At 63.0% G+C, this 13,797-nt stretch carries 13 protein-coding genes; 4 read left to right on the top strand and 9 right to left on the bottom strand.

What is annotated here, in order from left to right; translation table 11 throughout:
* Together VFV96_03235 and VFV96_03230 are read right to left on the bottom strand one after the other, a co-directional pair.
* A partial coding sequence (locus VFV96_03235) for a hypothetical protein (GenBank protein HEU5069408.1) occupies positions 1–1,295 on the bottom strand: 1,295 nt, incomplete at its 3' end.
* A gap of 138 nt (positions 1,296–1,433) precedes the next feature.
* Positions 1,434–2,333, bottom strand: a complete 900-nt coding sequence (locus tag VFV96_03230) for an endonuclease/exonuclease/phosphatase family protein (protein ID HEU5069407.1) — start codon at positions 2,331–2,333, stop codon at positions 1,434–1,436.
* Between the two features lie 137 nt (positions 2,334–2,470).
* Here VFV96_03230 and VFV96_03225 point away from each other — a divergent pair, with 137 nt between their 5' ends.
* Complete coding sequence (locus VFV96_03225; GenBank protein HEU5069406.1) at positions 2,471–3,823, top strand: MFS transporter; 1,353 nt, start codon at positions 2,471–2,473, stop codon at positions 3,821–3,823.
* A gap of 19 nt (positions 3,824–3,842) precedes the next feature.
* On the opposite strand, the gene VFV96_03220 is transcribed toward VFV96_03225, so the two are convergent.
* The 6 genes from VFV96_03220 to VFV96_03195 form a co-directional block, all read right to left on the bottom strand.
* The gene (locus VFV96_03220) at positions 3,843–4,391 is read right to left on the bottom strand and encodes a YaeQ family protein (protein HEU5069405.1); all 549 of its coding nucleotides are present in this window, start codon (positions 4,389–4,391) and stop codon (positions 3,843–3,845) included.
* Complete coding sequence (locus VFV96_03215) at positions 4,388–5,557, bottom strand: L,D-transpeptidase (GenBank protein ID HEU5069404.1); 1,170 nt, start codon at positions 5,555–5,557, stop codon at positions 4,388–4,390. Before VFV96_03215 ends, VFV96_03220 begins: the two co-directional genes overlap by 4 nt.
* A gap of 60 nt (positions 5,558–5,617) precedes the next feature.
* Complete coding sequence (locus VFV96_03210; GenBank protein ID HEU5069403.1) at positions 5,618–6,346, bottom strand: C4-type zinc ribbon domain-containing protein; 729 nt, start codon at positions 6,344–6,346, stop codon at positions 5,618–5,620.
* A 71-nt stretch (positions 6,347–6,417) separates the two neighbouring features.
* The gene (locus VFV96_03205) at positions 6,418–8,139 is read right to left on the bottom strand and encodes a hypothetical protein (GenBank protein ID HEU5069402.1); all 1,722 of its coding nucleotides are present in this window, start codon (positions 8,137–8,139) and stop codon (positions 6,418–6,420) included.
* A 12-nt stretch (positions 8,140–8,151) separates the two neighbouring features.
* A complete protein-coding gene (locus tag VFV96_03200) occupies positions 8,152–8,766 on the bottom strand; it encodes a prepilin-type N-terminal cleavage/methylation domain-containing protein (GenBank protein HEU5069401.1) in 615 nt (204 codons plus the stop codon).
* Positions 8,763–9,170 carry a hypothetical protein gene (locus VFV96_03195; protein ID HEU5069400.1) on the bottom strand — a complete coding sequence of 136 codons (408 nt, stop codon included), beginning with the start codon at positions 9,168–9,170 and terminating at the stop codon, positions 8,763–8,765. Before VFV96_03195 ends, VFV96_03200 begins: the two co-directional genes overlap by 4 nt.
* A 419-nt stretch (positions 9,171–9,589) precedes the next feature.
* Here VFV96_03195 and VFV96_03190 point away from each other — a divergent pair, with 419 nt between their 5' ends.
* The 3 genes from VFV96_03190 to argA all read left to right on the top strand — a co-directional run bounded on the left by VFV96_03190 (position 9,590) and on the right by argA (position 13,137).
* Positions 9,590–10,648, top strand: a complete 1,059-nt coding sequence (locus VFV96_03190; GenBank protein ID HEU5069399.1) for a phosphate acyltransferase — start codon at positions 9,590–9,592, stop codon at positions 10,646–10,648.
* A gap of 26 nt (positions 10,649–10,674) precedes the next feature.
* Positions 10,675–11,781, top strand: coding sequence for a histidinol-phosphate transaminase (gene hisC / locus VFV96_03185; protein HEU5069398.1), 1,107 nt, complete (start codon positions 10,675–10,677; stop codon positions 11,779–11,781).
* A gap of 75 nt (positions 11,782–11,856) precedes the next feature.
* Positions 11,857–13,137: an amino-acid N-acetyltransferase gene (gene argA, locus VFV96_03180; GenBank protein ID HEU5069397.1), complete on the top strand. Its 1,281-nt coding sequence runs from the start codon at positions 11,857–11,859 to the stop codon at positions 13,135–13,137.
* A 50-nt stretch (positions 13,138–13,187) separates the two neighbouring features.
* Here argA and VFV96_03175 read toward each other — a convergent pair whose 3' ends face one another.
* Positions 13,188–13,724, bottom strand: coding sequence for a cob(I)yrinic acid a,c-diamide adenosyltransferase (locus VFV96_03175; GenBank protein ID HEU5069396.1), 537 nt, complete (start codon positions 13,722–13,724; stop codon positions 13,188–13,190).
* Between the last annotated feature and the right edge of the window lie 73 nt (positions 13,725–13,797).

The following is a 13,797-nucleotide window of genomic DNA, read 5'->3' as shown; positions in this document are numbered from 1 at the left end:
AAGACCTCGCTCATGCGGCGGCCGGTTGCCACCATTTTGAACAGCACGCACAGGATCGGCAAAAACGCATCGCGGGTGGGCAGCGCCGGCAGCATGTGACCGCCGCGTTCAAGGTTCGAGCCCGTGAGAAAACCGCCGTTGGCCTCCCAGCCGCAGATGCGTTGCCGCCCCCGCGCCCGAGCGGTTTCCATGCCGGCGATGACGTAGGGCGAACCAATCCGCGTTTTGGGTTCGAGCAGAGCTTGCAGCGGCCCGTGGTCAATCGCGTCGTTGCAACTGATGGGCACCACAACGGCGTCGGCGCCGAGAAATTCCGCCACAACCATCCCGACCAGGTCGCCCCCAAAAAAACGGGCGAGGCACCGCCCCGCGGGATCGTAGTCAATGCCCACCAGCAACGGCCGGTCGCTGTCGCCATCCGTGGACACCACCGCGTCCACGCGCCCATGCGGCGCGGTGGCCTGCTCCGCGAGTTGACGGATGTGTTCGAGGGTTTCCTGGTCGATGGCCTCGGTGTCGATTGGCACAAACGTCTCGCTGCGGCCGGCCGGGATCACTTCGGCGCCCAACGCGCGCAGCAGTTCCACCAGCAAATCGCGGCCGACGGCGGAATGTTGATACACAACCAGCCGCAGCCCGCGCAGGCTTTGGCCGGCAAAAAAGTCGGTGTAGCGATGCCGATAAAATTCGCGGCCCGCCGGCGATTCCGGCGTGAGCGATTGTGACCCGCGCTTGAACCGGCCGTCCGCGCTGAAGGCCGATTCGGCGAAAGGCTCCGCGTAAAGCCGGTTTCGCCACATCGCGACACGTTCGTTGATTGGCGCCTCATCCGTTTTCAACAACTCGCCCTTCGCGCTGTTGGTTTTGTAGCCGTTGCGATCAAACGGAATGTGGCTGCCGGTGATCATCATGCTGCCGGCGCCATGGTGGAGTGCATAGGCCGTGAGGGCCGGCGTGGGAAGGGCGCCGAGATTTACCGGCTTCAGGCCGGCGTCGCGGATGGCCCGTTCGATGGCCTGGGCCAGTTCACCGCGACCGCCCTGCTCCGGCACAAAACCCGTCGAGCTCGGGCGCAAATCATAGGCGAAGAAAAAATCCTGCCCCGCGCGAATGCCGCCCGCAGCGGCGGGCAGGGAAAACAGATAATCCAGCTCGGCCCGCGCGTTCAGATAGATTTCCAACTGGGTCAGATGCACGACTTCGCCGCGCCGGCCGCTCGTGCCGAACTTGAGCGGCTGCGGCTCGTAATCCAACGCCGCGCGCAGGGAACCGGGAATGATTTGGTCGTGATTCATGTGTCGATGCGGAGCATAGCAACTGCGCGCGGTGGGTCAAAGTCGCCGGCGGAATAATTGCCCGTCGGGTCGCCTGGAGTCCATGGTCCTTCCAGACCGATTCGTTGCCTGACATTTCCCGGCGGGCGGCAGCGAATGTTATTTTTCTGCCGCGAATCGCAGTTTCGCCACCAGCGGGAAATGGTCACTCGGAAACTGGCCTTCCTTGGAAAACGTGACGATTTCCTCGCGGTCCACAACGACCTCCCCGCGGGCAAGAATCCAGTCAATGCGGTGCCCTTCGCGAACGATGTCCTTGAAGCCGTTGAACGTGTCCACGTCTTCGCCCCCACGTTGTTTCGCCAGCTTCCAGGTATCCACGAGAAAACCGTCGTCCACGAGCGCATGATACGCCCGGTTCTGTCCGGCCACCGCGTTGAAATCGCCGACGAGCAGCAGCGGCACAGACGAGGGCAACGCCGAGATGCGTTTGCGGACCAAGGCGGCGCTCTTCTCGCGGGCGAGTTGGACCTGGTGATCGAAATGCGTGTCCCAGAAACAAAAGATCCGGCGCGTCCGGAGATCCCTGAATTTCACCGCCGTGACCATTCGGCGGTTCTCGTTGCCCCAAGTCGTCGAACCAGGCACCTCGGGCGTGTCTGAGAGCCAGAAATAATTCGTGCTCAGCGATTCGAGCCGCGCCCGCCGGTAAAAGATCGCCATGAACTCGCCCTTCCGGCGGCCATCATCGCGTCCAACGCCGATCCAGTTGTAATCCTGCAGGTCGGTGGCGAGATCCTGCAACTGCCCGTAAAGCCCCTCCTGCGTGCCGAAGACATCCGGCGAAATCTGCGTTATGACTTCGCGCATGAGGGGCCGGCGCTGCGGCCAGGCGTTCGGCGGCGTGGCACTGGCAAAACGGAGATTGTAGGTCATGACCGTCAGCGTATCGCCCGGTTCAGGTTCGCCTGATTCGGCCCGACCGGCGCCGTTTACCAGCGACAGCGTCAACGCGAGCAGCCCGGCCCGCAGGAGGCGGTTGGAAATGCGTGGGATCATGCAACCCGAGTTTGTCGGTTTCGCCACGCGAGTCAAATCCGACGCCCCGCAAATCGCCCTGTTCTCGATATGTGCGGAAAATTGACGCGCCGGAAATCTGCTCGACACGTTCGTTGGGCACGCCGGATGATTCAGCCGTGAGCGAGTCGTTGACAACGCCCCGTCTGCCGCACGGAATTCAGAATGCCTTTCTGTTTTCTGCGTTCAATGCGCTGTCCTTTCAAGTCGTGTTGGGTAGTCCGATGGTGCTTTACGCGAAAGGTCTCGGCGCCCGGGCCACCGTGCTCGGCATCATCGCGGGCATGATGCCGCTGCTGGTGGTTTTTCAAATCCCGGCGGCCAACTACATCAATCGCATCGGCTACAAGCGCTTCGTGCTGGGCGGCTGGGGCACGCGGGTGATGTTCATCTTTGCCATCGCGCTGGTGCCGCTCGGCGACCGGATGCTGGGCGCCAACAACCAGCTCGCCGTGCTGCTCGTGCTGCTGTTCTGCTTCAACCTGTCCCGCGGCATTTCCAGCTGCGCATGGCTGCCGTGGATCACGGGCCTCATCCCCGCCGACGTGCGCGGGCATTATCTCGCCCGCGACCAGGGCATGCTGAATTTCGCGAGCTTCATCACGTTTCTCATCAGCGCACTGCTGCTCGGCGACACGCCCGGGCCGTGGCGCTTCGCGGCGTTGTTCGCCTTCAGCGCCATCAGCGGCGCGATCAGCCTGATTTTCTTGAAGCGCATTCCGGATGTGCCGGTGCCCGAGGAAACCGTCAAATCCACCACGCGCGTGCCGTGGCTGGCGATGCTCCGGCATCCGCCGTTCTGGAAGCTGATCCGCGCCGTGGTGGCGTGGAGCATTGCCTACGGCGGCATGACCGCATTCACCGTGGCGTTCCTCAAGGGAAAAGCCGACCTGCCAGACGACAAAATCCTGATGATCACGTCGGTTTCATTTCTCGGCGGTTTGAGCAGTTTGTGGTTTCTGGGCGCCCGGCTCGATCACCTGGGCAGCAAGCCGGTGATGACTTTTGCGCTCGCGGCGTGGCTCGCGGTGATGGGCGGCTGGCTGGCGCTGGCGGGCGGCGCGCTCGCCACGGCGCTGCTGCCCGTGCTGACACTTGAATTCCTGATGGGCCTGCTGGCGGCGCTGATGACGATGGCGACGAACCGGCTGGCGATGGCGGTCATTCCGGTGATGGGCCGGAACCATTTCTTCGCGCTCTACTCGGTGCTCGGCAGCGTGACGCTGGGGCTGGCGCCGATTGGCTGGGGCGTGCTGATTGACGCCGTCGGCTCGCGACATCCGCAATGGCTCGGGCTGGATTGGAATCGCTACACGGTGTTCTTCGCCGCCGTGGCGGCGGCGTTTGGCGTGACGCTGGCGCTGGCGCGTCGCCTGCAGGAACCTGCGGCGGCGAGCATGGAGGCGTTGCTGAAGGATCTGTTCGCGCAGTCGCGGCGCTTCTTCCTGCTGCGCTTCTGGCCGCGGAGCTGAGACGCCTCAAGCGCAGCCGTCAAAACTCCAGCACGCTGAACTCGCCATCGAACCACAGGCCGTTGAAATCGAACTGGAGCGCCGGCGGCTGGAAATCGCCGCGCAGCCAGAAGACTTCGTTGCGCGGACGCAGGCTGGCCAGTGCTTCATCGAACATCTCCGGGTCGAAGGCCACGATGTGATAGCGGTGCCGGCGGAGCTCGTGCTTTGCCATTTCGCGCAGGAGCGCTCCGGCTTCCGCCGGCGAACGCTTGAGCACCCAGAGTTCGGCGTCGGGCGCCTTCACGGCGAGCTTGTCGAGCTTGGCCACGCTGACCTCGCCGCACTCCACCCACAAGGCCGGCCGCAGCGTGTAGTCGAGCTGCACCAGGTCAGGTGTAAACGGGATGTTGTCATCGTGCAATTCCGCCTCGATCTGCAGCCGGTCGCGATAAAACAGCGCGAAGCCGAGAAACTTCAGCAGCACATGCCGCGTGGTCTCGGTTTCCTTCCGGCCGATAAACACCCGTTCCGGCAGGCGTTGGCGGCCGGCCGGGCTCTCGACGTGAAAGGCAAAGCGGGAACTCATGGGACGACATAAACGGGCGTGCCGATGTTCACCAGCTTGAGCAGGTAGGCCGCGTTCCAGTTGGCCAGCCGGAAGCACCCGTGCGATTCCGTGCGACCGACCTGCTCCGGACTGGGCGTGCCGTGAATGCCGTAGCCCGGACGGTCAAGACTGATCCACGCGACGCCGACGGGATTGTTCGGGCCGGGCGGGAGGATGAGCTTGTGCCCAATGGCCCGTGCTTCGGGCGACTCAGGAAACACCTCGGGGTCGAACGTGTAATTCGGGTCCGGTGCAATCGCGATCACGTGCAGTTCACCCACCGGCCGCTTCTCGACGCGCTGTGCGATGCTGCACGGGAAATGTGCGAGCAGGTTCGTGGCAGCGTCAAACGCCTCGAGCGTTTTGCCCGCCAACGAAATGCGCAGGCAGGCCGCCTTGGCGACCGGTTCGGGATAGGCGGCGTTGGGCACGCGCAGCTCGGTGCCCGCCACCACGTTGGACCAGTTGACGGCCGGATTCAGCGCGCGAACGAACGCCGGACGCGCGTGAAATTTCTCCGCCACCAGTTCGAGGAGCGTTTCATAATCGAGCGCTGATTGCTGAGACTTGCCCAGCCACGTCGACGCCACGGGCTGAAGCCGGGCGAGATCGTTGCTGGTGACCTGATAACTCACCACGGGCGCACGATCCAGCAGCAACCGGCTGCGCGTAGCGGGATCCAATTCTCCGGTCACCGGCAAATGCTCGCGCGTCTGAAAAGCCCACAGCGCCGCGCGCGTCTGGGAACCGGGCACACCGTCAATGGAACCGGCGGAGATGCCCTGCCACGTGAGCGCCAGTTGCGCCTCGAACGTGTTCTGTGGCGCCCGCGCCAGGTCGTTGGTGGCAGGCGGCACCGTTGACGGCCGGGTGACGACGGGGGGCGCCGGCGAATTGACGGGCACGGGTTGAGCAACCGGCGGAGCCGATGGTGCGGGCGCGCGCAGCGGCGGCGGATTGGATTTGATGACCGCAGATCGGGCGGGTCGTGATGTTTTCACCGGCGGACGTGGCGCGGCGCGTTGGCCGGTCTGGCGCCACACCCAGACGAGTCCCGCCAAGAGCAGCGCCGTCAGCACCCAGTAAAGGCAGCCGGAGCCTCGCGGGGTGGATGCGGGAAGGATATATTGCCGTCGGCGCGCCACGGCGGGATTTAGCCACAAGCCCGCCCGCCGGCCCAAGAACGAACTTGATGACGCCCCGGGTTATTCGGCGCCCGCAAGAATCATGTCCCGTGTGTAGTAAAGAATGCGGCCGCAATTCGTGCAGGTGGTCAACTCCTGCTGCGCGCGGCAGTGCACAATGACCTGGGCCGGAATTTTCATGTGGCAACCGCCGCAAACGCCGTGTTCGATGCCCACAATCACGTTGTCGCCCCGGGTTTTCATGATGCGCTCGTAACGGTTCAGCGCTCCCTCGCCCACCGCCGCCGCGAGTTCGCCGCGGTTGGATTGCAGCTCGCCGAGTTCATTCTGCAAATTCTTCTCGCGGTCATCCAGCTGCCCAACTTCCGCGTCCACCACGGCCTGAGCTTCCTTCAAGACCTTTTCAGCGGCGGCCACGGATTTGGCCGTCGTTTCCGCCTGCTCCATCAACTCGATTTCCTGGTCTTCGATCTTGGTGATGGCCTCCTTGCACATTTCGATTTCGTGTGTGAGCGCCTGATACTCATCGTTCTTGCGCGTCTGGAACTGCTGCTGGCTGTATTTGGAGATGAGTCCCTTTTTGGTCTCAATCTCAAGTTCCAGCTGGTTCCGGCGGGTTTCGATCTCCTTCGCCTGCTGGCGGGCGCGCTCGAGTGCAGCACGGGCGCCGGCGGCCTTGTCTTGCAAGGCCTGGCGTTGAGGGGCAACGGCCGCCAGTTCCACCGCAACCCGGCGAATCCGACGATCCCGATCTTGGAGGACGAGGAGTTTTTCGATGACTTCCAGCATGCTGCCCGGATGCTATGGGGGCATGCAGGCCAAGTCAATGAAGCCGCTCAAACCAAACCCGGAGCCGGCGGTCAGGTGTTTGGCGCGATGGTGGCCCACCGGCCGCGGATGACGGCACGAACGGAGGGACACAGCGGGGGCAATTTGTTTGGGTCGAGGAAATTGTGGTCGAAATACCAGTTGCGGTTGGGCGGATTGTAAATGTTGTAAAGGTTGCCGGTGCCACGCCACGGGCCGGTGGCGTGCTGGCTGTAGTAAAGCACGATCATCGAGCCGTTGTAGGTAAACGTCCGGCCGGACCAGTTTTCCAGAAAGCGCGGGAAGTTTTCCACACCGCCGCTGTAATATCCGTTGCCCGTTTCGACGATGCCCGCCATGAACGCGGCGTTGACCGTGGTGTTGGCGGCGGTGCGCGATGACAGGGATTTGGAGCTGTTGGCGTCGCTCCAGTTCCCGGACAGCACGTTGATGGAATCACCAATGAGCGCGGCAGGCCTGGCGCTGGAGGTGTCGCTGCTGCCCAAGGCGCCGCCGCTCGCATTGAAATTGCCCTGCACGTAAAGGGGGTCCGGCGTGGCAACGGTCAGCCCCAGGGGCGGAAGGGTGGCACCGTTGATCAGACGCACGCCCGGTTCCGTGGCGGCGGACTGCGTGCGTTGGTCCGCGACATAAACCGAGTTCACGTCCCGCTTGAGCGCGTTCTTCAAGGCGTTCTTGGAATCGGCATTCCAGGCCACGAGCCCCGCCACGTCCAGTTCAACCAGCTTGATCGTCTTGTTCTCGCGCGCATCGTAAAAGGACTTGTTGAGGTTGACGAAATTGCTGATCGAGGACCACCCCAGATTGGGTCCGTTGCCGTTGGCGATGCCGCCGCCACGCACGCTCACACCGCCGTCACGGACGACGATGACCAGGTCGGCATTGTTGTAGAAGCGCTGGCGTCCGAGATCGGAGTTAACGGATTCATTGTTGGGCGGGATCTCCACGATTTGCCGCACGGCTTCGGGCGAGTTGTCGGTGCCGATCGGCAGGTTCAGGGTCATCACACCGCCATCATGCTCGCCGCTGAAGCTCGGCGTCTGGCCGCTGCGCACCGTCGGATCGCCGGACTTCTTGTCGGGGATGATGTCGCCGGAACCCGTCACATCGCCATTGAAGGTCAGGGGCGCCGCCGGTTGCAGGTAAATGTTGGCGTTGGCGTGCGTGCGGCCGCCGATGGTCATGGCGGCGCCGGGATTGATCTCCAAATCCATGTTGTAAAAAATGGCGAACTGGAAGATGGGAATCAGCGCCAGTTGGACGTCCTCCTGCACCGCGCCGATGACCTGATGCGACCCGAGCAGATCGGTGGCGTTCGCCTTGATGCGATAGGTCGCCGCGTAGCCCTTGATCCCTTGATACTGCGAAATGAGCGGCGTGCCGTTCGCCCACGCCTCGATCTGCTCAAGCGAGACGGCATCGTTGCCGCCCTTGCCGTTGCTGAATTTATACCGGTTCCAATGGGCGTTTTCCGAGCCGTTGGGAATGTGCACGCGGTAATTCGGCAGGTTGGCGCTGACGGTGGCCGCGCCCTGCTTCGCGAAGTCCGTCGTCAGGTCGGCAATGACCTTTTCCGTGGCGGCCTCCGCCGCCGCCACGGCCACCGAATGCCGCACCGAACTGTCGGCGATGCGCGCCGTCGTCGAGGTCCACGCCATCGTGCTGGCCAGGATCAAGAGCGCCACCGCGCCCAGCACCATGACGATCAACAGGGCGGCCGCGCGTTCCGGACAGCGACGGGGCAAGATTTTCATGCGGCAAAATGTTTATTCGAGCGCGCGGCGGGTCACCCGCGTGCTGATCTGGTAGTAGTTGTAAAGAAAACCACGGCCACCCGAACCCCGGCCGGACTGGTCCTGATAGAAGTGCAGCGTCACGCCGATGACGCGGTTGTTGAGGCTGTTCGTAAGCACCTGTCCCTGGTCATTTTCGGACGTGAACACGACGGCGTTGGTGACGGACCGGGCCAGGACGATTTCCGCGTCGCCGCTGCGGTAGCGTTTCAAATACTCGTCATCGGGATCGCAGTAATACCGGATGAAATTGTTCGTGTTCTGCTTGTCGGGAAAAATCTCCAGCGCATTGCCCGCCTGCAACTGGCCGAAGGGCGCTTCCGTGAAGTGCGCGTTGTCGCCATTGCCGACGCGCACCACACCCGCCGAACGGATGTCCGCCGCCACGCGGTCCAGCACATTGCGGGCGTCATTGCACGCCTGCAGCTTGAGTTTCACCGTTTGGTCGTAGCGCAGGGCGAAGATGTGCACGGCGAGAAAGCCGGCCATCGCCATCGTGAAAATGGCGCTGGTGACCATCACTTCGGGCAGGGTCATGGCGCGTTGCGCTGGACGCCGCCGGGAACAGAGCTGACGGGAGATTTTCATTGATCCGGGGCGCGATACGTGGCGGTCAAGTTGGTGTAAAAACCGCGGCCGCGGAACGACCACACGGTTTGGATTTCGATCATTTTCAGCGGTGGATCTGCCGAAATCGTGCTGATGGTGACCGTGTTCGTGGCCATCACCGGCGTCGCACCCCAAAGCGGCACGTCCAGCGGTTCCACCGTTTGGGGAAAGCGCGTGGACACGAGATTGTCAACCGGCGGTGATGCCTGGGTGTCCCACTTCGCGGCGCGCGCCAGTTCGAGGTGCTGCATCGCCATCGAATTTCCGGCCAGGTTGTAGGCGGTCCATTCGGATTGGTTGGCCGACTGCACGTAGCCCGTCAGCACGCCACCGAAGATGAGTCCGCCAACACCCAAAGACATCACCACTTCAGTCAGCGTCATGCCGGAATTTCTTTTCGCGAGAACGGGAATTTCGAGGCGCATTATCGGTCCTGCTTCCAACGCCCACCTAGCAAAGTCGGTGCCAACGAGAATTTTCCACCGCGCCCGGGCGGGCGGGTCAAAAATGAATCGTTCATGGTCATTTTCGTTGCGGAAATGGACAACCAACCGGGAAATGCCCGGGGAACCGGACCACTTCCCCTTTCCGGCGACGCAGCGGTGCAATCGCGTCGTCACTGACCGGAGGAGCCGCCCGCACAGGCGCTTGCCCGGCCACGTGACGGCCGTTCAAATCACCGGCGCGGGCTCTGATCCGGGCCGCGAACTGCCTGGGCGGTTCATCTTTGCAGGCGTGCGACAAATTCGCTTTCGACGGAATGCCGTTTGCGATTTGGGCTGTCATCGGTTAGAAAACGCCCATGCGCTTCATTGGCAGCGTTATTGACAAGCTACAACGTCATCCGAAACGAATCGTGTTCCCGGAAGGACACGAGCCCCGCATTTTGCAGGCGGCGCGCCAGTTCTATTCGTTGCGCCTGGGGGTGCCGATTCTTCTGGGTGATCGTTCCCGCATCAAGGAGATGGCCGCGGAATTGAGCATCAATCTGGAGGGCATCCGCATCATCAAGCCGGCCGAGAGCGAGGATCTGGAGAATTTCACCAAACGTTTCCGCCAGCTGCGCCATTACAAAGGCATGCGCACGGCCGAATCGCAGGACGCGATGATGCAGCCCAATTACTACGGCGCGATGATGGTGGCCATGCACCAGGCCGACGGCATGGTTTCGGGCGCCACCGGCTTCACCGGCAGCGTGCTCCGACCGCTGCTGCAAATCGTGAAACCGGCCGAAGGCATCAAAACCACCGCCAGTTGCATGGTCATGGAAGTGGAGGACACGGCCATCGGCGAAAAAGGCGTGCTGTTCATGGGCGATTGCGACGTCATTCCGGATCCGACCGCCGAACAGCTGGCGGACATCGCCGTCTCGGTCGCGCGGCTCGCGCGGCAGTTGCTGGGCGTGAAACCGCGCGTGGCCATGCTCTCGTTCTCCACCAAGAGCAACATCGCGCACCCGAGCATCGACAAAATCAAGGCCGCCACCGCCCTCGCCAAACGCAAGGCCGAGCAGGCCAAACTCGAAATGCTGATTGATGGTGAAATGCAGGCCGACACCGCCATTGTGCCGGAAGTGGCGCGCCGCAAGATGTCGGACACCGATGTTTCCGGCCGCGCCAATGTGTTGATTTTCCCGGACCTCAATTCGGGCAACATCGCCAGCAAGCTCGTCCGCCACATGGCCCGCGCCAATGCCTACGGCAACATCCTCCTCGGCCTTGACCGGCCGGCAGCCGACGTTTCCCGCGGTTCCAACGCACATGACATCCTCGGCGTGGCCGCCATCGTCGGCGTGCAATCGGTGGCCTACGAAAAACTTTATCCCAGCCTCCAGCTGCCGCCCGATTTGCTGGGCCACTAATCCCGGTCAACACCGCGTTGCGCATCATGGCCATCCCCCGCCCCGTCAATCGTTCGCTGAACGACATCCCGGTTTACCAGCCCGGCCGTCCCATCGAGGAGGTCGCGCGCGAACTCGGCTTGTCGGCGGCCGGCATCATCAAGCTGGCATCCAACGAGAATCCGCTGGGGCCCTCCCCGAAGGCGCTGGCCGCCATGCAGCAGGTGCTCGCCAATCTGCACCTGTATCCGGATGGCAATGCGTTTTATTTGAAACAGGCGCTGGCGCGGAAGCTGGACGTGCAGCCGGCCAACCTGATTCTCGGCAACGGCTCCAACGAAATCATCGAGTTCATCGGCCACGCCTACATGGGCCCGGGCACCGACGTGGTGGTGTCGCAATACTGCTTCGCCGTCTATCCTTTGGTCACCAAACTATTCGGCGCCAATTTGATCACCGTGCCGGCGCGGCACTACGCGCACGACCTGCCGGCCATGCTCAAGGCCATCACGCCAGCCACCCGGGTGGTGTTTGTGGCCAATCCCAACAATCCCACCGGCACGCTGGCCAGCCCGGAAAGTCTGCGCGATTTCGTCAATGCTGTTCCCGCCGACGTGCTCCTGGCGTTGGATGAAGCCTACATCGAGTTCCTGCCGGAACCGGAACGCGCCGATTTCGTGGCCGACCTCCGGGCGGGCGCGCGCCAGAACGTGATTCTGATGCGCACGTTTTCAAAAATCTTCGGCCTCGCCGGGCTGCGCCTCGGTTATGGCGTCGCGCATCCGGAATTGATTGCGGCTTTCGAGAAGATCCGGCAGCCCTTCAACATCAACGCCATTGCCCAGGCCGGGGCGCTGGCGGCGCTGGCCGACGACGAACACACCCGCCGCACCCGGGAAAACAACATCGCCGGCCTGCGCTTTTTCGAGGCCGCGTGTCGTGAACTGGCGCTGCCCTGCATTCCCTCCGCCGCCAACTTTCTGCTCGTGCAGGTGGGCGAAGGGCAGCGCGTTTTTGAGGCCTTGCAGCGCGAAGGTGTGATCACCCGGCCGATGGGCGGCTATCAGCTCCCGGAGTGGATTCGCATCTCGATCGGCCGGCCGGAGGAAAATCAGCGCTGCCTCGCCGCGCTGCGAAAAGTGCTCGGCCGCTGACCGCCGCAAATAGTGTTGCCTCGCGGGCCAAACGCGTTACTTATCACGCGTTGACGCAAACTTGATTCGCACACCGTGAAACCCACCGACCTGCGGGGCATCCTGCAATACATTCCGCGCTTCCGGGATAAAGTCTTCGTGCTCGCGCTCGACGGCGCGGTCGTCACGGACGAAAACTTTGCCAACCTCCTGCTCGACGTCGCGGTGCTGCGCTCGCTGAACATCCGGGTGGTCATGGTCCACGGCGCCGCCGCCCAGATCAAGGCCCTGGCCGCGGAGCAGCACGTCGCCCCGTCCAATCTCGATGGCGGCGGCATCACCGACGCCGCCACCTTGAAGCTGGCCCTCACCGCCGCCAACCGGCTCACACACGAAATCCTGGAGGGGCTTTCTGCCAACGACCTGCGGGCCGTCACCACCAACTCCATCATTGCCCACCCCCTCGGCATCCTGCAGGGCGTGGATCACCTGTTCACCGGCAAGGTCGAACGCATTGACGTCGAAATGCTGCAAAAGCTGCTCGACGGCGGGGTGATTCCCGTGGTGCCGCCGCTCGGTTTCGACGGGGACGGCCGCACTTACCGCGTCAACTCCGACAGCGTGGCGGTGGCCCTCGCCGAGGCGCTCCGGGCAACCAAGCTCATTTTCATCACCACCACCGACGGCATCCGCGTCGGCGACCAGATGATCCGCCAGATGCTCGTGGGCGAACTCGAAAGCGTGCTGGCCTTGCAGCGCAACGCCATTCCGCCGGACACGCTCTCCAAAGCCGTCCATGCCGTGGCCGCGTGCAAGGCGGGCATTCCGCGCGTGCACATCATCAACGGCCGCGTGGATGAGGGCCTGCTCGCCGAAGTGTTTTCGAACGAAGGCATCGGCACGCTCATTTACGCCAACGAATATCAGCAAATCCGCCGGGCCATGAAAAAGGATGTGCGCAGCATCCTCAACCTGACCAAGGCATCCGTGGCAACCACCGAACTGGTGAAGCGGACGCGCGCCGCCATCGAGAAGCAGCTCGGCGATTATTACCTGTTCGAGATCGACAAGAACACCGTGGCCTGCATCGCGCTGCACGTTCATGCCGACCAGAAGAAGGGCGAGCTCGCCTGCCTTTACGTGAGTCCCTCGCACGAAAACCAGGGCATTGGCCGCAAACTCATCCAGTTCATCGAAACCAAGGCCCGCGAACTGGGGCTCACCGAACTCATCGCGCTCTCGACGCAGGCGTTCAACTATTTTCAGTCCAAGGCCGGCTTCGCCGAAGGCACGCCGGACGACCTCCCGCCAGCGCGCCGCGAGAAATACGACCAAAGCGGCCGCAACTCCAAGGTGCTCGTCAAAAAGTTGAAATAGGCGGCGGCAACGGGCACCCCGCGAGCGCGCCTTCAACCGGCAAGGTTTCGCTATGAGGCGGCGTGGGTTTCCACCCAGCGCGCCATCAGCCAGAGCAGGTCCGCGAGGCGGTTGAGGTAGATGATGATTTCCGCATTGTGCAGTTGCGCGGCCTCCTGCAACGCGCAGACGCGGCGCTCCGCGCGGCGGCAAATCGTGCGGGCGAGATCCAGAGCCGCGGAATGCATCGTGGCACCCGGCGTCGCCCAGCCCTTGAAGGTGAGACTCTGCGCCTCGATTTCCTGCACCAAGGCGTCAAGCTTTTGGGTCATTGCCGACGTGACCAGCGAATAGCCGTCTTTCACGTAACGGGGCAAATCCTCCACCGCCGTGGCCAGTTCGCCCATGAGAATCACCAGGTCCTGCTGGATGACGAGCAGGTGGTCGCGAATGAAACTGTGCGCGGCGGAGGCCCGGGCCATGCCCAAAGCGGCGTTCAGTTCATCCACGGTGCCGTAGGCTTCCACGCGCGGATGGCTCTTCGCGACCCGCCGGCCATACATCACGGCCGTGGTGCCCTGGTCGCCAGTCTTGGTGACAATGCTCATGGCGGGAACTTTGGCACGTGCGGCCGGAACGTGAAAAGTTAAATGAGTGAAATCAGTGAGAAGTGGAAGGCCC

It is taken from the genome of Verrucomicrobiia bacterium (assembly GCA_035765895.1).
Classification (GTDB): domain Bacteria; phylum Verrucomicrobiota; class Verrucomicrobiia; order Limisphaerales; family DSYF01; genus DSYF01.
The sequence above is the reverse complement of the archived record's forward strand: the minus strand, read 5'-3'. Positions and strand labels throughout refer to the sequence as shown.

Bases quoted from the DNA above. Each gene is read 5' to 3' on its own strand.
- VFV96_03230 (HEU5069407.1), bottom strand. From the start codon at position 2,333: ATGATCCCACGCATTTCCAACCGCCTCCTGCGGGCCGGGCTGCTCGCG.
- VFV96_03220 (HEU5069405.1), bottom strand. From the start codon at position 4,391: ATGAGTTCCCGCTTTGCCTTTCACGTCGAGAGCCCGGCCGGCCGCCAA.
- VFV96_03210 (HEU5069403.1), bottom strand. From the start codon at position 6,346: ATGCTGGAAGTCATCGAAAAACTCCTCGTCCTCCAAGATCGGGATCGT.
- VFV96_03205 (HEU5069402.1), bottom strand. From the start codon at position 8,139: ATGAAAATCTTGCCCCGTCGCTGTCCGGAACGCGCGGCCGCCCTGTTG.
- VFV96_03200 (HEU5069401.1), bottom strand. From the start codon at position 8,766: ATGAAAATCTCCCGTCAGCTCTGTTCCCGGCGGCGTCCAGCGCAACGC.
- VFV96_03195 (HEU5069400.1), bottom strand. From the start codon at position 9,170: ATGACGCTGACTGAAGTGGTGATGTCTTTGGGTGTTGGCGGACTCATC.
- VFV96_03190 (HEU5069399.1), top strand. From the start codon at position 9,590: ATGCGCTTCATTGGCAGCGTTATTGACAAGCTACAACGTCATCCGAAA.
- hisC (HEU5069398.1), top strand. From the start codon at position 10,675: ATGGCCATCCCCCGCCCCGTCAATCGTTCGCTGAACGACATCCCGGTT.
- VFV96_03175 (HEU5069396.1), bottom strand. From the start codon at position 13,724: ATGAGCATTGTCACCAAGACTGGCGACCAGGGCACCACGGCCGTGATG.